The organism is Stenotrophomonas sp. STEN054, assembly GCF_056854535.1.
This window is the reverse complement of sequence record NZ_JBXFWG010000036.1, coordinates 1-20681: the sequence shown is the minus strand read 5'-3', so window position 1 is coordinate 20681 and position 20681 is coordinate 1. Positions and strand designations below refer to the sequence as shown.

The following is a 20681-nucleotide window of genomic DNA, read 5'->3' as shown; positions in this document are numbered from 1 at the left end:
AACAGGAATACTGGTTCCATGGCGAGGTAGCGGACGGGCGTTGATGTACCCGTCGGGTCCACAGTACATGGCCCGGCGCACGACGTGCTCTGGTAGATGCCAACCTTGGTTGGCCCTTCTGCAACGGGCTGCCAACCAAGGTTGGCAACTACCAAGCCGCCGGGCATGGCCCGGCGCTACCGCCACGATGGGTACCGCACCGCCCTGCCCGGTGGGTGCGTATCGCGACCGGCATGGTGGCTAGCGCCGGGCCATGCCCGGCGATTCCATGTCGTTACCAGCCGCCGCCCAGCGCGCGGTACAGCTCCACTCTCGCTATCGCCGCCGTGGCCTGGCTGTTGGCCAGCGCGGCCTGGTTGTCCAGCGCGATGCGCTGGGTGCTCAGCACATCCAGCATGTCGACCACACCAGCCTGGTATTGGCGCCGCGCCGCGCCCAAGGCGGTCTCGCTCTGCGCCACCGCCACCTGCAGCTGCGTCGTGCGCTGCTGCTCGGCCGCGTAGCCATCGATCGCATCGTCCACTTCATGCCAGGCCTGCAGCACCGTCCGCTGGAACTGCAGCGCGGACTGCTGCTGTTGCAGCCGGCTCAGCGCCAGATTTGCCTTCAGCCGCCCACCCTGGAAGATCGGCAGGCTGATCGACTGGCCGATGCTGAAGCGGTGTGCATCCCAGCCATCCAGGTCATCGAGCTGCCTGGCCTGGAAACCCGCATCTTGATTCAAAGTGATGCGCGGCAGGAAGCTGGCCTTGGCCGCGCCGATGTTGGCGGTGGCCGCATGCAGCGCCGCTTCGGCACGGCGGATGTCCGGGCGGCGTTCGGCCAGGTCACTGGGCAGGCCCACGGCCACGTCGGGCAGTGCCGGCCAGTCGCTGCGCACGGCCTGCAGCTGCGCATCCAGTGCCAGCGGCGGCCTGGCCAGCAGGAACGCCAGCGCATTGCGCAGCTGCGACTGCCGGTGCCGCAGCGGCGCGACGCGGGCCTGCAGCGCGGCCACCTGCGCCGCCGCGCTCGATACCTGCAGCGTGCTGGCCACGCCCTGGCGCTGCCGCGCCTCGGTCAGCCGCTGGATGTCAGCGGCAATGCCCAGGTTGTTCTCGGTGATCGCCAGCAGCTGCGAGGTCGCGCGCAGCTGCAGGTAGGAACGGGCGGTTTCGGCCAGCAGCGCGATGCGCACGGCATGGGCATCCTCTTCGGCCATCTGCACGCGCGCGTCGGCGGCTTCCACCTGGCGGCGCACGCGGCCCCACAGGTCCAGCTCCCAGCTCAGGCCGATGCCGGCCTGGAACAGGCCGTAGTCTTCGCGGCCGGCGTTGCCGGACGGATCGCTCAGGCCCACCTCGCTGTTGCGTGCGCGCACGCCGCTGGCGCTGGCCGCCACCGAGGGCAGCCGGTCCGCGGCGCTGATGCCACGCGCCGCGCGGCTCTGCTGCACGCGGTTGGCCGCCAGTTGCAGGTCCAGGTTGGACTGCAGCACCTGCTGCGCAAGCTGGCCCAGCAGCGGATCATCGAAGCCCGCCCACCACGCCGCATCGTCGTCGAGGGTCGCAGTGGCCACGGCGTCACCCTGCCACTGTGCCGGCAGCTGGGCCTGCGGCCGTACGAAGTCCGGGCCCAGGGTGCAGGCCGCCACGGCCAGGCACAGCGCCGCAGTGGTCAGGGTCTTCATCACCTGACGCGCGCTCATGCGCCCTCCCCGCCCTGCAGGTCCACACGCGCTTCCACCGACATGCCGGCGCGCAGCTGCTCCGCCAGTGGCTGGCCCGGCTCCAGCACGATCTTCACTGGGATGCGCTGCACCACCTTGGTGAAGTTGCCGGTGGCGTTCTCCGGCGCGACGGCGGCAAAGGTCACGCCGGTGGCTGGAGCAATGCTGTCGATGTGGCCGTGCAGGCGCGTGCCGGGAAACACGTCCACGGACAGCTCGACCGCCTGGCCGGCGTGCATGCGGGTCATCTGCGTTTCCTGGAAATTGGCGACCACGAAGGCACGCTGCAGCGGCACGATTGCCGCCACCGCGGTTCCCGGGGTCAGGTAGGCGCCGACGCGCACCGCACGGCGGCCGACCACACCGTCAATCGGCGCGCGCAGCTCGGTGTGGGACAGGTCAAGCTCCGCGCGTGCCTGTGCCGCCTCGGCGCGCTGCACCGCGGCCTGTGCGGACTGCACGCCGGCGGCGAGGATGCCGGTGCGCTGGCGGGCGGTGCTCAGTGCGGCCTGCCCCTGCTGCAGGTGCGCATTGGCCACGGCCTGCTTCGACTGCGCCTGCTGGGCGTTCTGCACGGTACCGGCACCATCGCGGGCCAGTTCGCGGTAGCGCTGCTGGTCTGCGCTGGCCAGGGTCAGCTCGGAGCGGCTGACATCGACGCTGGCCCGGGCCTGTTCGATCAGCGAATCCTGCTGGGCCAGCGCAGCGTGCGCATTGGCCAGCTGTGCGCGTGCATTGGCGAGGTCGGCGCGCGCCGCCTGCAGTGCTACCTGGTAATCGCGATCGTCGATGCGGGCCAGCACGTCGCCAGCCTTCACCATCTGGTTGTCCTGCACCTCGACGCTGCTGACAAAGCCAGCCACCTTCGGCGCAACCACGGTGAAATCGGCGTTGACGTAGGCGTTGTCGGTGCGTTGGTAGCGCCCGTCGCGCAGCAGCAGCCAGCCGCCGATGGCCAGCGCCAGCACGCCCACGGCAAGGCCGGTATTGAGGGTTGTCTTGTTGAGGCTCATGGGGAAGTCCTTGCGAAGGGGAGTCAGGCCACGGCACGTGGCGGATGGATACGGGTAGCCCACGGCAGCAGCGGCAGGCAGCCCAGGGCCACCAGCGCGACCAGCCAGTACAGGTCGGCCGAGGTCAGCGCCTGTACCTGGGCGTGCAGGCGTGCGGGCAGATCGGTGCTGGCCGGCAGACACGGCTGGTCGCCCAGGTGGTCCACCAGCGCGGTGGAATGGAAGTGGCGCCGCGACTGCGCGACCGCGTCGAGCACGCCGCCAGCAAACACCGCGGAAAAGCCCTTGACGGTGTTGAACCAGGCCGAGGCATAGGGACCGTCCTGCGGTGCCAGGCCGGTGGTGGCCAGCAGCAGCAGCGGCAGCACCGCCATCGGCTGCGCCACCACCTGCAGCAGCTGCACCCACAGGAAGTTGTCGCGGTTCCACTGCACGTCCAGGTGCGCGCCGATGAAGCAGGCGGCGGCCAGCAGGACCAGCCCCGTCGCCTGCACCCAGCGGCAATCCACCGCACGCTGGTTCATCACGGTGGCCACCAGCGGCAGCGCGATGGCCTGCGGCAGCGCGACCCACAACAGCATCGGTGCGGTCTGCAGCGGTCGGTAACCCTGCACGCTGGCCAGGTAGCCGGACGGAATGGAGATCACCGCCAGCAGCACGAACAGCACGCCGATGCAGGTCACCAGCGAGTAACTGAGATTGCGATGGACCAGCAGCTGCAACTTGAAGAACGGCAGCGGGTGGAACCATTCATTGATGAAGAACAGCACCAGCAGGCCGCCGCCACCGCCCAGCAGCACCGTGATCAGCGGTGAATCGAACCAGTTCAGGCGCGCGCCCTGGGTCAGGCCCAGCACCAGCATGACCAGCGCGGGCAGCCCCAGGGCCAGGCCCACGCCATTGAACTGGGCGAAGCGTTCCAGCCGCAGCGGGTCCTGCGGCAGACCCCAGCCGACCATGGCCATGCCAGCCACGCAGAACGGCACGATGTGCCAGAACGCGAACTGCCAGCCGGCATGCTCGACCCACAGCGCGGCCAGCGGCGTGCCCATGCTGGGTCCGAACGTTGCCGTCAGCGCATAGCCGGCCAGACCGTACAGCTTGATGCCCGGCGGCAGGAAGCGGAGCGCCACGCTCATCAACAGCGGTGGCAGCGCGCCACCAGCGAGGCCCTGCAGCCCGCGCAGCAGCAGGAAAGTCGGCAGGTTCGGCGCCAGCGGGCACAGCACGCCCAGCAGCATGAAGGCGGCGATCATCACCAGGGCGAAGCGGCGCAGCGAAAAGGTCACGGCACACCAGGGTGCGAAGGCCATGGCGCTGACCGACATCGCGCTGTACACGCTGATGATCCAGCTGCCATCGTCGACGCTGAAGCCCATCGCGCCGCGGATATCGGCCAGCGCGACCTTGGTGACGTTTTCGTTGAAGCCCGACAGCAGCACCACCAGCAGCACGCCGCACAGGCCAACGACAATGCGGCGGTCGAACGCGGGGGCGACGGGAGCGGCCGGGGCCCGGGGCATGGCGACCGCGCTCATCGGCGGCGGCCGATCCGTGCAGCGCACGGCAGGTGAAGCGACATGGCGTGCGCTCCGTGAATGTGGGGGAGCGCAGTCTATGCAGGCCCACTGCTGCGAAAAATGGCGTGGATGCGATGCCAGCCGTGCGCCTGACGCACGTATCCGGTAGCTGCCGAACGTTGGTCGGCGCAGGATCCTGGTAGGTGCCGACCGTTGGTCGGCACGCCCTCTGATGCAGCCGAGCGTAGGCTCGGCTCTACAGGTCGGCGTCGCACATCGTCTTGATCGCGCGGCGCAGCCAGCGATGCGCCGGATCGTTGTCCATGCGCGGGTGCCAGGCCTGCACCAGGGCCACCGTGCGCACCGATACCGGCAGCGGGAACATCCGCAGCGGCAGCCCCATGTAGGTGATGCGATCGAGCATGACGCTCGGCATCTGCGGCAGCACCAGATCCGACGATGCCGCCGCGAAGATCGCGCCATGGAAGGTGGGGATCACCATCGCCACCCGTCGGCTCAGGCCGAGCTGCGCCAGCTCATCATCGATCGGACCGTGGGCGATGCCGCGCCGCGAAACGGAGATGTGGTCGCAGGCAGCGAAACGCTCGGCGGTGATGTCCCCGTCGAACAGCGGATGATCCTCGCGCGCCGCACCCAGCAGCGCCGTGGTGAACAGGTTCTGCACCTTGGTCTCCGGCGCGTGCTTGCCGGCGGTGCTGATGAACAGGTCTATCCGGCCCTGCACCATCGCATCATCATCGGTATCGCCTTCGGGCATGAAGCGCAGCGTGCAGCGCGGCGCCTGCTGCCGGAACACCTCGCGCAGGCGGCCGCCGTAGCTGCCGATGAACACATCGTTGGCGCGGATGCTGAAGGTGTGTTCCAAGGTCTGGATGTCCACTTCGCGGCCGTCGTGGAACACACGGTGGGCCTGCTCGATCACGTCGCGCACCTGTTCGCGCAGTTCCAGCGCGCGCGGGGTCGGTGCCAGGCCGCGGCCGGCGCGTACCAGCACCGGGTCGCCCAGCGCGTCGCGGATCCGCCCCAAGGTACGGCTCATGGCCGGGGCACTGAGGTTCATGCGGCGTGCCGCCCCGGCGACGCTGCCTTCGTCCAACAGGACATCCAGGGCGAGCAGCAGGTTCAGGTCAGGCAGGGGCATGGCAGTCTCCAACAGTTGGAGTGACTCTACGACACCCTTGATCAAAGTCGATTGCATCCGGTGCAGGTATTGCCTGCGCCGCACGGCATGGGTGCACGGCGCGGCATGGGCGACCATACCCCCTGCCAAGGAGTCCCCCATGTTCACAACCCTGCTGGTCGCCCTCGACGGCGGCCCCCAGCACGACATCCTGCTGGACCTGGTCACCCGCGTCGCCGGACCACGCAGCCGCCTTCACCTGCTGTGCGTGATCGACCCGGAGTTCGCCCTGTCCGCCGATGCCAGCGATGCCGACCGCCGCGAGTACCCCGCCGCCGAACGCCAGCGGGCGAAGGCCGAAGGCCTGCTGCAGGACGCCATCGCACAGCTGCGCCAGCGTGGGGTGGACGCCCGTCCGCTGCTGCCGGCAGGCGATCCCGCCAAGGTGATCAGCACCCAGGCGCGCGAGCTGGGCGCCGACCTGATCGTGATCGGCCATCGCCAGCTGTCACGGCTGCAGCGCCTGCTGGACAGCTCGGTGGCGCAGTGGACGCTCGACCACGCGCCCTGCCCGGTGCTGGTGGAGACGCGCGGCGAGCGTTGAGATACCCGCCAGGCATGGCCCGGCGCTGCCGATCCAGCGTCCACATCAGCAGTCGATCACGCCTTCCTCGCCGCTCTCGTCGTCCAGCACCCGCGCGTGCAGGGTCACCTGGTTGCGGCCGGCGCGCTTGGCAGCGTACAGCCCGGCATCGGCATCAGCCAGCAGCTGGTCGGCGCTGGCCGTGGCCGGCGGGTGCAGGTAGGCAACACCAATGCTGATGCTGACCGGACCTTCAGGCAGGCTCAGTGCCTCCACCGCCATGCGCAGCCGCTCGGCCAGCGCCAGCACGCCCGACAGCGGACTGCCCGGCACGATCACCGCGAATTCCTCGCCGCCATAGCGCGCCACGCTGTCGGCGGCGCGCCCGGCGGTGGCCTGCAGCACCGCCGCTACCGCGCGCAGGCAGCGGTCGCCGGCCGGGTGGCCGTGCTGGTCGTTGAACGCCTTGAAGTGGTCGATGTCCACCAGCAGCAGCGCCAGCTCGGTGCCGCTGCGGCGGGCGCGGTTCCACTCGGCCTGCAGCACGGTGTCGAATTGCCGCCGGTTGGCCACGCCGGTCAGGCCGTCCTGGCGCGCCAGCTGGTCGAGGGTGGCCTGACCTTCCAGCAGATCAATCTGCAGCAGGGTGCTGCGCAGGCCGAAGCCCAGCGTGGCCACCACGAACCCGGCCAACGCCAGCGGCCGCGCGTGGTCCACCACCAGGGTGCCGACCACCAGCAGCAGCAACGGGAGGATCATCGGCCCACCGGCCTGCACCAGCCGCGACAGGCGCGGGTGCAGCACCCGCCCCGGCACCGGGGACTGGCGCAGTGCCAGCACCGCCAGCAGCAGGAACGGCACGTCGATCAGCAGGTCGTTGTAGGCACCGAAGGACTGCTCGGCGGTGTAATGGTTGATGTAGTACGCCACCATCAGGTAGCCCAGCGCATACAGCGCCAGCGCTCGGAAGAACGCACGACGCTCGGACACGTCGCCGGCCAGCCAGCGCACCACGGCAAAAGCAGCGATACACAGGTTCTGGATATCGAACATGTGCTGCATGTTGGCCATCGCCTGATCATCGACATCGATGCGGTCGGCGAAGGACTGGGTGTGCACGAAGAAGAGCACGCCCAGCAGGGCGGCCATCAGCCCATCGATGAGGCTGATGGTCCAGCGCTCGCGGCGTGCCCGGGCCAGGATGAAGACCAGCGGCACGCCGTACAGCACGTACAGCAGCAAGCTGGCGCTGGGGGTGATGTTGGAGCGGCCGGCGCTGAGCGCATCCACCATGTTGAAGCCCATGCCACCGGCCCACAGCAGCAGGGCCAGCGCGGTGGCACGCCAGCCCAGCGCCGCACGGTCGCGCTGGGCCCGCCACAGGCACGCGGCCGCGGCCAGCAACGGTGCCGCGGTCAGGAAGGCGAATGACCCGCCACCGGCCGTCCCAGGCCAGAACGCCACGACCAACCCGTGACACAGCACGTACAGCAGCGCCAGCACGACCGGCATGCACTTCCCCCATCCGTAAGGCCGTATGCGCGCACCATAGCGCAGCCCGCGGCCACTGCGGCGTGATCCGCTTTGGAAAAAGCGGATCGGCGACGCTCGTGGGCCCGCCGGGAAGCCGCTGGGCTGCCGCGGCCTGTAAAATGCGCAGATCCCCCCAACCTGGCGAGCGCGTCCGCGCCGGCCGCCCCGAGATCCCGTGAAAACCCCCGAAGCACTGCGCGCGCTGATCGACGACGGCGTGATCGATGAAGTACTACGCCCGCTCAAGAGCGGCAAGGAAGCGGCCGTGTACGTGGTACGCAGCGGCGACGACGTGCGCTGCGCGAAGGTCTACAAGGACATGGCCCAGCGCAGCTTCCAGCAGCGCGTGCAGTACCAGGAAGGGCGCAAAGTGCGCGGCAGCCGCGAAGCGCGTGCGGTGGGCAAGGCCAGCAAGTACGGCCGCAAGCAGCAGGAAGCGGCCTGGAAGAACACCGAGGTGGACGCGCTGTACCTGCTGCGCGATGCCGGCGTGCGCGTGCCCGAGCCGTACGGTTACTACCACGGCGTGCTGGTGATGGAGCTGGTCACCGATGCCGACGGGTTCTCCGCCGCCCGCCTGGGCGAGGTGGAGCTGGAACCGGAGCAGGCCCGCCAGTTCCACCAGACCCTGGTCCGGCAGGTGGTGCGCATGCTGTGCTGCGGCCTGATCCATGGCGATCTCTCGCCGTACAACGTGCTTGTCGGTCCCGATGGCCCGGTGGTGATCGATTTCCCCCAGGTGGTCAGTGCAGGCGGCAACAACGCCGCACGCAGCATGCTGCTGCGGGATGTGAACAACCTCACCGCCTACCTGGGCCGCTTTGCACCCGAACTGCTGGACACCTGGTACGGCGAGGAAATGTGGGCGCTGTTCGAGGCTGGCAGCCTGCTGCCGGACAGTGGACTCACCGGCACCTTCGTGCACGATGAATCCACCATCGACCTGGACAGCGTGCGCCATGCCATCAACGATGCGCGCGAAGAAGCCCTGATCCGCCAGCAGGGCCGTGAGGCGGCGGAAGAAGACGACCTGTAGCCGCCTGCTTCCGTAGAGCCGAGCCCACGCTCGGCTGCTCGGGTGCCCAGCCGAGCATGGGCTCGGCTCTACAAATCAGGCCTTCAGCGCGCGGGCGTGGTGGGCGACGTGCTCGCCGATGAAGCTGGCGATGAAGTAATAGCTGTGGTCATACCCCGGCTGCAGCCGCAGGGTCAGCGGGTGGCCAACGGCATCGCAGGCCTGCTGCAGGCGTTCGGGCTGCAGCTGGTTCTGCAGGAACTCATCGGCATCGCCCTGGTCGACCAGCAGCGGCAGGCGCTCGCTGGCGGTGGCCACCAGCGCGGTGGCATCCCACTGCGCCCACTCGGCCGGGTTGTCGCCCAGGTAGGCAGTGAACGCCTTGTGGCCCCACGGCACCTGGCTCGGCGCCACGATCGGCGAGAACGCCGAGACGCTGCGGTAGCGGCCCGGGTTGCGCAGCGCCAGCACCAGCGCACCGTGCCCACCCATCGAATGGCCACTGATCGCGCGCGCATCGCTGGCCGGGAAGTTCGCTTCGATCAGCGTCGGCAGTTCGTGCACCACGTAGTCGTGCATGCGGTAGTGCTTCGCCCACGGCTGTTCGGTGGCGTTGAGATAGAAGCCCGCGCCCTTGCCCAGGTCGTAGCCTTCGGCATCGGCCACGTCATCGCCTCGCGGGCTGGTGTCCGGCGCCACCAGGATGACGCCATGCTCGGCGGCGTAGCGCTGCGCGCCAGCCTTGGTGATGACGTTCTGCTCGGTGCAGGTCAGTCCGCTCAGCCAGTACAGCACCGGCAGTGTCTGCGTGGCCGCCTGCGGCGGCAGGTACACGGCGAACTGCATGTCGCAGCCCAGCGTGGTCGAGTGATGGCGGTAGACGTCCTGCCAGCCGCCGAAACAGGCGCGGTGTTCGATGCGTTCCATGGAGTGCTCCCAGCGGCGGCAGGCACGCGGCCTGCCGCCTGGCGTGATTCAGAAGTGGACGACCGAGCGGATCGACTTGCCTTCATGCATCAGGTCGAAGGCTTCGTTGATCTTGTCCAGGTCCATGGTGTGGGTGACGAACGGGGCCAGTTCGATATCGCCCTTCATCGCGTCTTCCACCATGCCCGGCAGCTGGCTGCGGCCCTTCACGCCGCCGAAGGCGGTGCCCATCCACTTGCGGCCGGTGACCAGCTGGAACGGACGGGTGGAGATCTCCTGGCCGGCACCGGCCACGCCGATCACCACGCTCTGGCCCCAGCCACGGTGCGCGCATTCCAGCGCCGCACGCATCACGCTGGTGTTGCCGATGCACTCGAAGCTGTGGTCCACGCCCCAGGTGGTCATTTCAACGATGACCTGCTGGATCGGCTTGTCGAAGTCCTTCGGGTTGATGCAGTCGGTGGCACCGAATTCGCGGGCCAGCTCGAACTTGGACGGGTTGGTGTCCACCGCGATGATGCGGCCGGCCTTGGCCTGGCGCGCACCCTGGATGACCGCCAGGCCGATGCCGCCCAGGCCGAACACGGCCACGCTGTCGCCTTCCTGCACCTTGGCGGTGTTGTGAACCGCGCCGATGCCGGTGGTGACACCGCAGCCGAGCAGGCAGACGTGTTCCGGGTTCGCTTCCGGATTGATCCTGGCCAGCGAGACCTCGGCCACGACCGTGTACTCGCTGAAGGTCGAGCAGCCCATGTAGTGGTAGATCGGCTCGCCGTTGTAGCTGAAGCGGCTGGTGCCGTCGGGCATCACACCCTTGCCCTGGGTGGCACGCACCGACACGCACAGGTTGGTCTTGCCGCTCTTGCAGAACAGGCACTCGCCGCACTCGGCGGTGTACAGCGGAATCACGTGGTCGCCCGGCTTGACGCTGGTCACGCCCTCGCCCACTTCCACCACGATGCCGGCGCCTTCATGGCCCAGCACCACCGGGAACAGGCCTTCCGGATCATCGCCGGACAGGGTGAACGCATCGGTGTGGCAGACACCGGTGTGGGTGATCTTGACCAGCACTTCGCCGGCCTTCGGCGGGGCGACGTCGATCTCGACGATCTGCAGCGGCTGGCCGGGACCAAAGGCGACGGCGGCACGGGATTTCATGGCGGACTCTCCAAAAGACAGGCAGTAACAGGATGGGCGGCGCTATGTTGCGCCGTTGTTTATTTCAGGTATGAGCGGATCAGCCCGCTCATCTCGCGCACGCGTTCGGCGCGTTGCTCATCGGATGTGGCCGGCTGGCCGAATTCCTCGCGCAGGTGGGCTTCCATCACCTCGGACATCAGCCCGTTGACCGCGCCACGGATGGCCGCGATCTGCTGCAGCACCGGCCCGCAGTCGGCGCCGGCCTCCAGCGCGCGGTCCAACGCATCGCACTGGCCGCGGATGCGGCGCACGCGGGCGAGGACCTTCTTCTTTTCTTCGGGGGAATGCGGCATGGCGGGCCACCTGCGGAACTATACTGGGGGATAGTATACAGGAGGACCCAGCCTGACGCTATTGGCTCGCTTGCCGCCTGCGATGACCTGCCCGTGCGCCTTGGAATATCAATGACTTATGAAGAGCCTCGATTGCACTGCGGACGCAGCTGCCAATCTGTCACCTTGGACACATGTCGGAGCGTCGAATGGGCGTTGGCATTGAACTGGGAAGCATCACCGATGAAATCGGCAGCGACGCGTTTCTTTATGCCTTTTTCTCCACCATAACCGGCAACCTGGAACCTGCCGGCTGGGTAACCCGCTTCCCGATCATCATGCACACGCTTTACGGTGGAACGCTGCCGCAGAAGGATGCTGCTGGCGCACTTGCCGAGATCTGGACCATCCGCAATGAACTCGCCGATCTGTCTCCCCAAAGGATCATCTGGTCGTTCGAAGACCGGACGTTGCAACCGCCATGGTCAAGCAACATCTCGACTGGCATCAGCAACCTTGCGGATTACTTTGTCACCGCGGACGGTCGGGACCTCACCATGCTTTTGATTGAGGTCCTGGAAGAACTGGCTGGCGGGGGCAAAGCGAGCGCGCGGATCGTCAGCTACTAAGCTTCATCGAAGACGCGTTCAATCGAACGCGCCTGCCGCGGCCAGCCGGGTCAGTTCATCCACCACGAAGCGCACTTTGGGCCGCAGGTGGCGGGTCGGCGGCCACAGCGCGTGGATCTCGATGTGCCGCTGCATGCAGTCATCCAGCACCGACTGCAGCGCCCCGGACTGCAGGTGCCGGCGGACCAGCGAGACCGGCATCTGGCAGATGCCGAGCCCGGCAATGGCACCATCGATCACCGCATCACCGTCGTTGAGCTGGTAGGTGCCACTGGGAACGAAGGGCGCATGCTCGCCTTCCGGCCCGATCCGCCAGGCCACCGGCTGCCCGTGCCGGAACCCCACGATGCTGCGGTGCGCACGCAGGTCCTCGATGGTCTGTGGCACGCCGTGCGCCTGGAGGTAGGACGGCGCGGCGCAGGTGACCAGGCGTTGGCTGCCCAGCCGGCGTGCCACCAGGTGCTCGGCCTGCTGCAGGCCACCAAAGCGGATCAGCAGGTCGATGCCTTCCTCGATCGGGTCGACGAAATGGTCGGTGAAGGTCACCGTCAGCTGCAGGTCCGGGTACTGCTGGCAGAGCTTCAGCAGCACCGGCATCACCACCAGGCGGCCGAAAGACGAGGGCATGTCGATGCGCAGGCGTCCGCTGGGCAGATGCGCGGCCGACCCCAGGCAGGCCTCGGCGGCGGAGATCTCATCCAGCGCGGCCGCACACGAGGCGTAGTAGGCCTCACCGTCGGTGGTCAGCGAGATTCGCCGGGTGGTGCGGTGGAACAGGCGCACGCCCAGCCGCGCCTCCAGCCGGGCGATGGCCTTGCCCACCGCCGAGCGCGAGATGCCCAGCGCTTCGGCCGCCTCGGTGAAGGTGCCGGCGCGCGCCGTGGTGACGAAGGTCACCAGGCCATTCAAGGATTCCACGGGCAGCATCTGCAGCCTCCATTGGGGACACGATGTCCCACCAAGAGGGAAATCGAAGCTCTTTATGTGCTTCGATGTCAACTCCATCCTGTGTACATGGCGCCACGGGCGCCCTCCCCCACACCGAGATGACCGAGATGACCGACCTGCTGTTCCGCCCCTTCGACCTGGCGGGTACCCCGCTGCACAACCGCATCGCCATGGCGCCGATGACCCGTGCCCGCAACCCGGGCGCCGTGGCCAACGAGCTGACCGCGCAGTACTACCGTCAGCGCGCCAGCGCCGGCCTGATCATCAGCGAAGGCACGCCGGTCTCGCCGCAGGGCCAGGGCTACATCGACGTGCCGGGCGTCTGGTCGGCCGAACAGGTGGCGGGCTGGAAGCTGGTGACCGACGCGGTCCACGCCGCGGAGGGCACGATCTTCGCCCAGCTGTGGCACGTCGGCCGCATGTCGCACAGCTCGCTGCAGCCCGACGGCGGCCAGCCGGTCAGCGCCGGTACGCGTGCGGTCGGCAGCGACCCGCGCAACTTTGCCTTCGTGTACCTTGATGACGGCAGCCGCGGCCGCGTCGATCCGACCCCGCCGCGCGCCCTGCGCACCGATGAAGTGCCGGGCATCGTCAGCGACTTCGTGCGTGGCGCGGAAAATGCCATCGCCGCCGGCTTCGACGGCATCGAACTGCACGCCGCCAACGGCTATCTGTTCGAGCAGTTCCTCAACCCGCTCACCAACGATCGGCAGGACCTCTACGGTGGTTCGCTGCGCAACCGCGCACGGCTGATCCTGGACACCGTCGATGCGCTGGCAGCAGGCATCGGCGCGCATCGCGTCGGCGTGCGCCTGGCACCGAACAGCCAGGTCTTCGACATGCCGGCGTATGCCGAAAACGAGGCAAGCTACCTGTACCTGGCCGAAGAACTGGGCAAGCGCGGGCTGGCCTACGTGCATCTGAATGACAACTACCTGCGCGGCGAGCGCGCCATCGGCGAAGACTTCCTGAAGGCCTTCAAGCAGGCCTACGGCGGCACGGTGCTGCTGGCCGGCGGCATGACCCGTGAGTACGCCCTGCGCCTGGTCGACGATGGCACGATCGACATCGCCGCCTTCGGCCAGCCGTTCATCGCCAACCCGGATCTGGTCGAGCGCCTGCAGCAGGACATCGCGCTGGCCGCGCCGGATCGCGACACCTACTACGGTGGTGGCCGCGAGGGCTATCTGGATTACCCGGCAGCAAGCTGATCGAGCATGGGGTCGGAGCCCTTTCCAACGGAAAGGGTTCTGACCGTTGGTTCGGCCAAGAAGGGGTCAGAGCCGCGCTGCGCGCGGATCCGACCCCGGCCTTCAAGCGCCCTCGCGCACGTAAGCGAACGACTCGTCCAGCCGCGGGAAGCCGATCACCTGCTTCACCAGCGCCTGCGCTTCCTCGTCGCTGATCCGCCCTGCGGCGATGTCATCGGTGCGGGCAAACAAGGCCTCCAGCGCCCTCCCCTGGTCGTCGCGCAACCAGCCGCGATGGCTGCCCAGCCAAGCCTGCAGGTTGGCGGCCAGATCACCTTCGACCAGCGTCGTGTACTCCGCTTCCAGTTCCGCCACCGCCTCGACCATCTTGCGGAACAGGAAGTCCTGCAGGTTGGCGGCCAGCACGTCGGCACGGTCGTCGTCGTGGCAAACCAGCAGCACCGGCGCTTCGGCGAACCCCGGCGCATTGGTCCAGAAGCAATAGGTATCGCCGCCACCACTGCGCGCGAACGGCAGCAACTGCAGGTCCTTGCGCAGCGGGTTGTAGTGGTCCTCGGCAGTCAGGTCTTCCCACGCTTCGCGCAGTTCGCTCCGTTCGATCGGCTCGAACTCATTGGCGTGCAGCAGCAGTGGCGGCTGCGCCAGCAGGGTGGGAAACACTTCGCGGAACCACGGGTTGCCCAATGCACCCCAGTCGCTGCGCCCTTCGGCGGCGATCTGATGAAACAGCGGCGGAAAGGCCTGGCCGGTGGCCTGTTCGATATCGGAAAGCGTGCTCATGGAGGTCCCTGTCGAAAGCAGCCACCTACCTTGCCTGAATTCACCCGGCACATGAATCCGCAGCCTGCTCCAGCAGGTCTAGACTGCGTGCAACCGGCCGCCGCAGATCCCTGCCATGGACTCCCTGCCCGCACCTTCATCGTCAACATCGATGTGCCCGACCTGGCCGCTGCCGAAGCGTTCTACGTTGCGGCCTTCGGCCTGCGCGTCGGCCGCCGGCTGGGGACCAACGCGCTTGAACTGCTCGGTGGTCCCACCCCGCTGTACCTGCTGCAGAGTGATGCGGGCAGCGTGGCCACCGACGAAGGCGACGTGCGCGATTACGAGCGGCATTGGACGCCGCTGCACCTGGATTGGGTGGTGGAAGACATCAACGTCGCGTTGTCACGCGCAGTGGCCGCCGGCGCGGTCATCGAACTGCCGGTGAGCAAACGCCGCTGGGGACGGCTGGCAGTGCTGGCCGATCCGTTCGGGCATGGGTTCTGCCTGATCCAGTTCGTCGGCCTGGGGTATGACGCGCTGGTGGAGTGAGTGACCACACGGGTGGGTGCCGACCGTTGGTCGGCACTGCATCCCGCCTCACTCCCGCAGCATATCCACGAACGCGCGCAACGCCGACGACATCTGCCGCTGCTTCGGGTAATACAGCACGAAGCCGGGAAACGGCTCGCTCCAGTCCTGCAGCACCGCCACCATCCGCCCGGCCTCGATATGCGGGCGCGCGGCATCTTCCAGCACGTAGGCCAGGCCGAAACCATCGAGCACCGCGCGGATGATGGTGGTCTGCTCGCTCAGCGTCAGCCGCCCGCGCACGTCGATTTCCAGCGACTGCCCATCGCGATCGAACTGCCACTTGTACAGGTGCCCGCTGGCGAAACGGAAGCGGATGCATTCGTGCTGCAGCAGGTCGCGCGGGTGCTGCGGCGCCGGGTGCTGGCCCAGGTACTCCGGCGAGGCCACGATCATGCCATGCAGGGCCGGTCCCAACGGCACCGCCACCATGTCCTCGGGCACGAACTCATGCAGGCGCACGCCGGCATCGAAGCCGTCGGCGACGATGTCGACCAGCCCGTCGTTTTCGGTCAGCTCCAGCCGCACATCCGGATGCGCGCGCAGGAAGCGGGTCAGCCGCGGCCCGAGCTGGGTCGGTACCGCAGCACGCGCCGCGTTGATGCGCAGCAGCCCGGTCGGGCTGTCCCTGAACTGGTTCATCTCTTCCAGCGCGTCGTGCACCTGGCCCAGCGCCGGCTGCAGCCTGTCCAGCAGGCGCTGCCCGGCCTCGGTCAGGGCCACGCTGCGGGTGGTGCGGTGAAACAGCCCCACGCCCAGCCGCTCTTCCAGCGCGCGGATCGCATAGCTCACCGCCGAGGTCGACAGGGTCAGTTCGCCGCCGGCCTTGCGGAAGCTGCGGTGGCGGGCCACGGCAGCGAAGGCGGCCAGGTGGGAGAGATTGTCAGAGGCCATTGTGCAGTGTGCCTTGATGAATCATGCCGATATCCGGGCTTTGTACCCCGGTACGAGGGGCGTATTGTAAAGCGCCTTTCGACAAACCCCGCCAAGGATTCCCCATGTCCCTCGCCCATGGTTATGCGGTACGCACCAACACCGCCCCGCTCGAGCCCTTCACCTTCGAACGTCGCGCCGTCGGCGCCAACGACATCCGCATCGAAGTGCTGTACAGCGGCATCTGCCATTCCGACCTGCACCAGGCCCGCGACGATTGGGGCGGCGCCGAGTACCCGATGGTGCCGGGCCACGAGATCATCGGCCGCGTGGTCGAAGTCGGCCCGTCCGTCACCACCCTGAAGGTCGGCGACTTCGCCGGCGTCGGCTGCATGGTCGATTCCTGCCGCCACTGCGATGCCTGCGACCACGACCTGGAGCAGTACTGCGAAAAGGGCCCGACCTACACCTACAACAGCCACGACCGCAACACCGGCGAGCTGACCATGGGCGGTTACTCCGACCACATCGTGGTCGAGCAGCGCTTCGTGGTGAAGGTCTCTGAAAAGCTGGACCTGAAGGCCGCCGCGCCGCTGCTGTGCGCCGGCATCACCACCTACTCGCCGCTGCGCCACTGGAAGGTCGGCCCGGGCCAGAAGGTGGGCGTGATCGGCCTGGGTGGCCTCGGCCACATGGGCGTGAAGTTCGCCAAGGCGATGGGCGCCACCGTGGTGATGATCACCACCACCCCGGAAAAGGGTGCCGATGCCAAGCGCCTGGGCGCCGACGAAGTGCTGGTCTCGCGCGACGCGGAGCAGATGAAGGCCCACGCCAACAGCTTCGACTTCCTGCTCAACACGGTGCCGGTCAGCCATGACACCAACCCGTACATGAGCCTGCTCAAGCGCGATGCAACCATGTGCCTGGTCGGCGTCATCACCGAACTGGACCCGCCGCTGATGGGTGGTACGGTCATCTTCGGCCGCAAGCACGTCACCGGCTCGGCCATCGGCGGCATGGCCGAAACCCAGGAAATGATGGACTTCTGTGCCGAGCACGGCATCGTCAGCGATGTGGAAGTGATCAATATCAAGGACGTGAACCAGGCCTGGGAGCGCATGGCGAAGAACGATGTGCGCTATCGCTTCGTGATCGACATGGCCACCATCAAGGCCTGATCGCTGCGCCGATGGAATGAAGAAACCCCGGCGTTGCCGGGGTTTCTTCTGCGCGCGCTACCCGCCGGGCCATGCCCGGCGGGCGCACTTCAGTACGCGAATTCCTTGAACACCGGATCGACGTCGCCGTGCCAGCGGCCATGGAACAGCGCCAGCTTGCGCTCGGCCGGGGTCAGGCCCGATTCGACGATCTCCTGCAGCACGTCCAGGAACTTGCTTTCGTCCTGGCCATCGGCATTGCGCGCACCGCGGCGCTTGAGGCCTTCCACGGAAATCTTCACTGCTTCGCGGGCCAGGTCGCGCACGGTGCCGTTGCGGAACGGCAGGCCCATGGCGTACTTCGGCACGCCGTCGCGCAGCGCGTGGCGCTCGGCCAGGCTGAAATCGCGCACCAGATCCCAGGCGGCATCCAGCGCGGTGTCGTCGTACAGCAGGCCGACCCAGAATGCCGGCAGCGCACACAGGCGGCTCCACGGGCCACCGTCGGCACCGCGCATTTCCAGGTACTTCTTCAGGCGTACTTCCGGGAAGGCGGTGGTCATGTGGTCCGACCAGTCGCGCAGCGTCGGCAGCGCACCCGGCAGCACCGGCAGCTTGCCCTGCATGAAATCGCGGAAGCTCTGCCCGCTGGCGTCGTGGTAGATGCCATCGCGGTAGGAGAAGTACATCGGCACGTCGAGCAGGTAATCGACATAGCGCTCGTAGCCGAAGCCATCCTCGAACACGAAGTCAAGCATGCCGGTACGGTCGGCGTCGGTGTCGGTCCAGATATGCGAGCGGTAGCTCAGGTAGCCATTCGGCTTGCCTTCGGTGAACGGCGAATCGGCGAACAGCGCGGTGGCGATCGGCTGCAGCGCCAGCGACACTCGGAACTTCTTCACCATGTCCGCTTCGGTGGCGTAATCCAGGTTGACCTGCACGGTGGAGGTGCGGGTCATCATGTCCAGGCCGAGCGAACCGACCTTGGGCATGTAGAAACGCATGATCCTGTAACGGCCCTTGGGCATCCACGGCATTTCATCGCGCGTCCACTTCGGCTGGAAGCCCATGCCGAGGAAGCCGAGCTGCAGTTCGCCGGCCACCTGCGCCACTTCGTTCAAGTGGGTGCCGGTTTCCACGCAGGTCTGGTGGATGGTTTCCAGCGCCGCGCCGGACAGTTCCAGCTGGCCAGCCGGCTCCAGCGTCACCGAGGCGTTGTCACGCAGCAGGGCGATGGTGTTGCCGTTCTCCTGCACCGGCTCCCAGCCGAAGCGGGTCAGCCCGTTGAGCAGGGCTTCGATGCCGCGCTCGCCTTCGAAAGTCGGCGGGCGAAGGTCGTCCAGGCGGAACCCGAACTTCTCGTGTTCGGTACCAATGCGCCACTGCGCACGGGGCTTTTCGCCGGAGGCAAGCACCTCGACCAGCTCCGAGCGGTCGGTAATGGGCGTATCGGCGACGTGGCTGGGGCTCGACAAGGGGAGGACTCGCTGGACAGTGGCAGGGGATGTGGGGCTGGGGGCCTTCCATCGCAAGGGCGCACTATAGCGTGGCGGCCCTTCACAGCATGCGACGGTGACGGGTTTCAGCATCCTACCGACGACCTCTTGACCCCCGTACACTCAGGCCATGAGCCGCCATTCACGACACCCGGAACTGCACCGCGCCGACCGCGTCGGCTGGCTGCGCGCGGCCGTGCTGGGGGCCAACGACGGCATCGTCTCGGTCGCCGGCCTGGTGGTCGGCGTGGCCGCCAGCGGTGCCTCGGCCAGCACGATCCTGGCCACCGGCGTGGCCGGTACCGTGGCCGGTGCGATGTCGATGGCCGCGGGCGAGTACGTTTCCGTGCAGACCCAGGCCGACACCGAAGCGGCCGACCTGGCAATGGAGATGCGCGAGCTGGACGAGGATCCGCACAGCGAGCTGGACGAGCTGACGGCCATCTATCGCCATCGCGGCCTGGAGCCGGCATTGGCCCGGCAGGTGGCTGAGCAACTCACGGCGCATGACGCTCTGGGTGCACACGCCCGCGACGAACTCGGCATCACCGACACCCTGCGCGCGCGTCCGCTGCAGGCAGCGCTCGCCTCGGCCGGTGCGTTTACCTGTGGCGCCGCGCTGCCGGTGCTGACCGCCCTGTTCTCCAGCGCGGAGAAGGTCACCGTAACCACCACCGCCAGCACCCTGATCGGCCTGTGCATGACCGGCGCGATGGCCGCCCGTGCCGGAGGCGCGCCGCCGGTACGCGGTGCTGTGCGGGTGTTGTTCTGGGGCGCGCTGGCGATGGCCGCCGCCGCGGGCATCGGCAAGCTGCTGGGAGCCCACCTGTCATGACCACGATGCTGCCCCCTGACATTGCTCTGCTGGCCGAGATGGCCAGCCTGGCCGGCTGCGACCGTGCTGAAGGCTACGCCTGCATCACTGCGCGCCGCGAGCACGGTGCCAGTTCCGTGGAGATACCGCAGCCGCAGTTCGTCATCCTGCTGGAAGGCAGCAAGCAGGTGCGCACCGCGCACCAGTCGCTGACTGCCCACGCGGGTGACATGCTGCTGTTCACCCAGCGCTGCCGGATCGATGTGGTCAACACGCGCGACGCGGGCACCGGCCGCTACCTCGGCGCCATCGTGCCGCTGTGTGCGGAAGTACTGAGCGCAGCGCGCACGCTGTGGAGCGAAGCACTGCCTGCGCCCGGCGATGCGATCGCGCAGCCGCGGCTGATCGACCACGGCACGGTGCTGCGGCGCTGGCGCCAGGCACTGCAGGACGGGCATTACAGCGAAGCGCGACTGGCCTTGGCCGAACTGGTGCTGGCCTGGTGCCGGCAGGGCCACGGCAATCTGCTGCTGCCGCAGGCCCCAAGCCTGGGTGAGCAGATCCGCGACCGCATCGCGGCCGAACCGGCGCGTGACTGGCAGTCGCGCGATGTGGAAGACCAGTTCGCGCTGAGCGGCGCGACCCTGCGCCGCCGCCTCGCCGCCGAACGCACCAGCCTGCGCCAGCTGTTGACCGAGGCACGGCTGGCGCACGGCATGACGCTGCTGTACACGACCGATCTACCACTGAAGACAGTGGCCGCCCGCGCGGGGTATCGCTCGGCGGCGAGTTTCAGCAAGCGGTTTGCGGAGCAGTACGGGCTGGCGCCGACAGACATCTAGGGTGGGTTCGGCAGGGCTTGCAGCCCTGCACCTGCTCAATGCAACGGCCAAAGCCAGAGCGGCATTCCGTGGGATGGCGGGGCGGTGTGGGTGGGCAGGACACGCCGTAAACCCATCCCTGGGGGCTCGATGGCGCCATCCATGGCGCCTGCGGTCCTGCCCACCCACACCGCCCCACCTTCGACAGTTGGCCGGCGGCCCAGTAGATCCACGCCATGCGTGGATGAATCTCAATCGGAATCGAATATTTCGAATTGAAATCGAAATGCATCCACGCATGGCGTGGATCTACTGTGTCGACCAAGGTCGACACCCACCAGGGCAGAACGCCGTTCCGACAGATCGCGGAGAACTGTCGAAGGCGGGGTGGGTCCGGTTGAGGGGGCGTGAGCGCCATGGATGGCGCGACCGAGGCTACATGGACGTATTCACGCCGTGCCCCTCAACCG

General features: G+C 67.7%; 20 protein-coding genes. 8 read left to right on the top strand and 12 right to left on the bottom strand.

Features of this window, described 5'->3' with window-relative positions; genetic code table 11:
- Nucleotides 1-274: 274 nt before the first annotated feature.
- The 4 genes from AC1VXD_RS14250 to AC1VXD_RS14235 all read right to left on the bottom strand — a co-directional run bounded on the left by AC1VXD_RS14250 (nucleotide 275) and on the right by AC1VXD_RS14235 (nucleotide 5403).
- Nucleotides 275-1687, bottom strand: a complete 1413-nt coding sequence (locus tag AC1VXD_RS14250) for an efflux transporter outer membrane subunit (RefSeq protein ID WP_482992585.1) — start codon at nucleotides 1685-1687, stop codon at nucleotides 275-277.
- Nucleotides 1684-2721: an HlyD family secretion protein gene (locus tag AC1VXD_RS14245; protein WP_482992584.1), complete on the bottom strand. Its 1038-nt coding sequence runs from the start codon at nucleotides 2719-2721 to the stop codon at nucleotides 1684-1686. Before AC1VXD_RS14245 ends, AC1VXD_RS14250 begins: the two co-directional genes overlap by 4 nt.
- Before the next feature lie 23 nt (nucleotides 2722-2744).
- Nucleotides 2745-4259, bottom strand: coding sequence for an MFS transporter (locus AC1VXD_RS14240; RefSeq protein ID WP_482992583.1), 1515 nt, complete (start codon nucleotides 4257-4259; stop codon nucleotides 2745-2747).
- Between the two features lie 238 nt (nucleotides 4260-4497).
- Nucleotides 4498-5403: a LysR family transcriptional regulator gene (locus tag AC1VXD_RS14235; protein ID WP_482992582.1), complete on the bottom strand. Its 906-nt coding sequence runs from the start codon at nucleotides 5401-5403 to the stop codon at nucleotides 4498-4500.
- Between the two features lie 139 nt (nucleotides 5404-5542).
- Between AC1VXD_RS14235 and AC1VXD_RS14230 the strand changes: the two genes are divergently transcribed.
- Nucleotides 5543-5986 carry a universal stress protein gene (locus AC1VXD_RS14230; protein ID WP_482992581.1) on the top strand — a complete coding sequence of 148 codons (444 nt, stop codon included), beginning with the start codon at nucleotides 5543-5545 and terminating at the stop codon, nucleotides 5984-5986.
- Nucleotides 5987-6031: 45 nt separating this feature from the next.
- Here the strand turns inward: AC1VXD_RS14230 and AC1VXD_RS14225 are convergent, their stop codons facing one another.
- Entirely contained in the window at nucleotides 6032-7477 is a 1446-nt protein-coding gene (locus tag AC1VXD_RS14225; protein ID WP_482992580.1) for a GGDEF domain-containing protein, read from the bottom strand.
- Nucleotides 7478-7673: 196 nt separating this feature from the next.
- On the opposite strand from AC1VXD_RS14225, the gene AC1VXD_RS14220 reads away from it, so the two are divergent.
- On the top strand, nucleotides 7674-8534 hold the full coding sequence (locus tag AC1VXD_RS14220; protein WP_482992579.1) for a PA4780 family RIO1-like protein kinase: 861 nt from the start codon (nucleotides 7674-7676) through the stop codon (nucleotides 8532-8534).
- Nucleotides 8535-8609: 75 nt separating this feature from the next.
- Here AC1VXD_RS14220 and fghA read toward each other — a convergent pair whose 3' ends face one another.
- From fghA to AC1VXD_RS14205, 3 genes are read right to left on the bottom strand one after another with little or no spacing between them, the layout of a single operon-like run.
- On the bottom strand, nucleotides 8610-9440 hold the full coding sequence (gene fghA, locus AC1VXD_RS14215; RefSeq protein ID WP_482992578.1) for an S-formylglutathione hydrolase: 831 nt from the start codon (nucleotides 9438-9440) through the stop codon (nucleotides 8610-8612).
- Between the two features lie 48 nt (nucleotides 9441-9488).
- Nucleotides 9489-10598 (bottom strand): S-(hydroxymethyl)glutathione dehydrogenase/class III alcohol dehydrogenase, encoded by a 1110-nt coding sequence (locus AC1VXD_RS14210; RefSeq protein WP_482992577.1) that lies wholly within the window; start codon nucleotides 10596-10598, stop codon nucleotides 9489-9491.
- Between the two features lie 59 nt (nucleotides 10599-10657).
- Nucleotides 10658-10933 carry a metal/formaldehyde-sensitive transcriptional repressor gene (locus AC1VXD_RS14205; protein WP_079223297.1) on the bottom strand — a complete coding sequence of 92 codons (276 nt, stop codon included), beginning with the start codon at nucleotides 10931-10933 and terminating at the stop codon, nucleotides 10658-10660.
- Nucleotides 10934-11121: 188 nt separating this feature from the next.
- On the opposite strand from AC1VXD_RS14205, the gene AC1VXD_RS14200 reads away from it, so the two are divergent.
- Nucleotides 11122-11541, top strand: coding sequence for an Imm70 family immunity protein (locus AC1VXD_RS14200; RefSeq protein WP_482992576.1), 420 nt, complete (start codon nucleotides 11122-11124; stop codon nucleotides 11539-11541).
- Between the two features lie 18 nt (nucleotides 11542-11559).
- Here AC1VXD_RS14200 and AC1VXD_RS14195 read toward each other — a convergent pair whose 3' ends face one another.
- Nucleotides 11560-12468 (bottom strand): LysR family transcriptional regulator, encoded by a 909-nt coding sequence (locus tag AC1VXD_RS14195; protein WP_482992575.1) that lies wholly within the window; start codon nucleotides 12466-12468, stop codon nucleotides 11560-11562.
- Between the two features lie 128 nt (nucleotides 12469-12596).
- On the opposite strand from AC1VXD_RS14195, the gene AC1VXD_RS14190 reads away from it, so the two are divergent.
- Nucleotides 12597-13700 (top strand): alkene reductase, encoded by a 1104-nt coding sequence (locus AC1VXD_RS14190; protein WP_482992574.1) that lies wholly within the window; start codon nucleotides 12597-12599, stop codon nucleotides 13698-13700.
- A 102-nt stretch (nucleotides 13701-13802) separates the two neighbouring features.
- Here the strand turns inward: AC1VXD_RS14190 and AC1VXD_RS14185 are convergent, their stop codons facing one another.
- Nucleotides 13803-14480, bottom strand: a complete 678-nt coding sequence (locus tag AC1VXD_RS14185) for an SMI1/KNR4 family protein (RefSeq protein ID WP_482992573.1) — start codon at nucleotides 14478-14480, stop codon at nucleotides 13803-13805.
- An 87-nt stretch (nucleotides 14481-14567) separates the two neighbouring features.
- On the opposite strand from AC1VXD_RS14185, the gene AC1VXD_RS14180 reads away from it, so the two are divergent.
- Complete coding sequence (locus tag AC1VXD_RS14180) at nucleotides 14568-15011, top strand: VOC family protein (RefSeq protein ID WP_482992572.1); 444 nt, start codon at nucleotides 14568-14570, stop codon at nucleotides 15009-15011.
- A gap of 48 nt (nucleotides 15012-15059) precedes the next feature.
- Here AC1VXD_RS14180 and AC1VXD_RS14175 read toward each other — a convergent pair whose 3' ends face one another.
- Nucleotides 15060-15944, bottom strand: a complete 885-nt coding sequence (locus AC1VXD_RS14175) for a LysR family transcriptional regulator (RefSeq protein ID WP_482992571.1) — start codon at nucleotides 15942-15944, stop codon at nucleotides 15060-15062.
- A gap of 104 nt (nucleotides 15945-16048) precedes the next feature.
- Between AC1VXD_RS14175 and AC1VXD_RS14170 the strand changes: the two genes are divergently transcribed.
- A complete protein-coding gene (locus AC1VXD_RS14170; protein ID WP_108769985.1) occupies nucleotides 16049-17101 on the top strand; it encodes an NAD(P)-dependent alcohol dehydrogenase in 1053 nt (350 codons plus the stop codon).
- Nucleotides 17102-17190: 89 nt separating this feature from the next.
- On the opposite strand, the gene AC1VXD_RS14165 is transcribed toward AC1VXD_RS14170, so the two are convergent.
- Nucleotides 17191-18555 carry a glutamate--cysteine ligase gene (locus tag AC1VXD_RS14165; protein WP_482992570.1) on the bottom strand — a complete coding sequence of 455 codons (1365 nt, stop codon included), beginning with the start codon at nucleotides 18553-18555 and terminating at the stop codon, nucleotides 17191-17193.
- 151 nt (nucleotides 18556-18706) lie between these two features.
- On the opposite strand from AC1VXD_RS14165, the gene AC1VXD_RS14160 reads away from it, so the two are divergent.
- Nucleotides 18707-19411 (top strand): VIT1/CCC1 transporter family protein, encoded by a 705-nt coding sequence (locus AC1VXD_RS14160; RefSeq protein WP_482992569.1) that lies wholly within the window; start codon nucleotides 18707-18709, stop codon nucleotides 19409-19411.
- The gene (locus AC1VXD_RS14155) at nucleotides 19408-20232 is read left to right on the top strand and encodes a helix-turn-helix transcriptional regulator (protein WP_482992568.1); all 825 of its coding nucleotides are present in this window, start codon (nucleotides 19408-19410) and stop codon (nucleotides 20230-20232) included. Before AC1VXD_RS14160 ends, AC1VXD_RS14155 begins: the two co-directional genes overlap by 4 nt.
- Nucleotides 20233-20681 lie beyond the last annotated feature (449 nt).

Bases quoted from the DNA above. Each gene is read 5' to 3' on its own strand.
- AC1VXD_RS14250 (WP_482992585.1), bottom strand. From the start codon at position 1,687: ATGAGCGCGCGTCAGGTGATGAAGACCCTGACCACTGCGGCGCTGTGC.
- fghA (WP_482992578.1), bottom strand. From the start codon at position 9,440: ATGGAACGCATCGAACACCGCGCCTGTTTCGGCGGCTGGCAGGACGTC.
- AC1VXD_RS14185 (WP_482992573.1), bottom strand. From the start codon at position 14,480: ATGAGCACGCTTTCCGATATCGAACAGGCCACCGGCCAGGCCTTTCCG.
- AC1VXD_RS14190 (WP_482992574.1), top strand. From the start codon at position 12,597: ATGACCGACCTGCTGTTCCGCCCCTTCGACCTGGCGGGTACCCCGCTG.
- AC1VXD_RS14195 (WP_482992575.1), bottom strand. From the start codon at position 12,468: ATGCTGCCCGTGGAATCCTTGAATGGCCTGGTGACCTTCGTCACCACG.
- AC1VXD_RS14225 (WP_482992580.1), bottom strand. From the start codon at position 7,477: ATGCCGGTCGTGCTGGCGCTGCTGTACGTGCTGTGTCACGGGTTGGTC.
- AC1VXD_RS14170 (WP_108769985.1), top strand. From the start codon at position 16,049: ATGTCCCTCGCCCATGGTTATGCGGTACGCACCAACACCGCCCCGCTC.
- AC1VXD_RS14175 (WP_482992571.1), bottom strand. From the start codon at position 15,944: ATGGCCTCTGACAATCTCTCCCACCTGGCCGCCTTCGCTGCCGTGGCC.
- AC1VXD_RS14155 (WP_482992568.1), top strand. From the start codon at position 19,408: ATGACCACGATGCTGCCCCCTGACATTGCTCTGCTGGCCGAGATGGCC.
- AC1VXD_RS14210 (WP_482992577.1), bottom strand. From the start codon at position 10,598: ATGAAATCCCGTGCCGCCGTCGCCTTTGGTCCCGGCCAGCCGCTGCAG.
- AC1VXD_RS14240 (WP_482992583.1), bottom strand. From the start codon at position 4,259: ATGAGCGCGGTCGCCATGCCCCGGGCCCCGGCCGCTCCCGTCGCCCCC.
- AC1VXD_RS14235 (WP_482992582.1), bottom strand. From the start codon at position 5,403: ATGCCCCTGCCTGACCTGAACCTGCTGCTCGCCCTGGATGTCCTGTTG.
- AC1VXD_RS14230 (WP_482992581.1), top strand. From the start codon at position 5,543: ATGTTCACAACCCTGCTGGTCGCCCTCGACGGCGGCCCCCAGCACGAC.
- AC1VXD_RS14200 (WP_482992576.1), top strand. From the start codon at position 11,122: ATGGGCGTTGGCATTGAACTGGGAAGCATCACCGATGAAATCGGCAGC.
- AC1VXD_RS14205 (WP_079223297.1), bottom strand. From the start codon at position 10,933: ATGCCGCATTCCCCCGAAGAAAAGAAGAAGGTCCTCGCCCGCGTGCGC.
- AC1VXD_RS14160 (WP_482992569.1), top strand. From the start codon at position 18,707: ATGAGCCGCCATTCACGACACCCGGAACTGCACCGCGCCGACCGCGTC.
- AC1VXD_RS14245 (WP_482992584.1), bottom strand. From the start codon at position 2,721: ATGAGCCTCAACAAGACAACCCTCAATACCGGCCTTGCCGTGGGCGTG.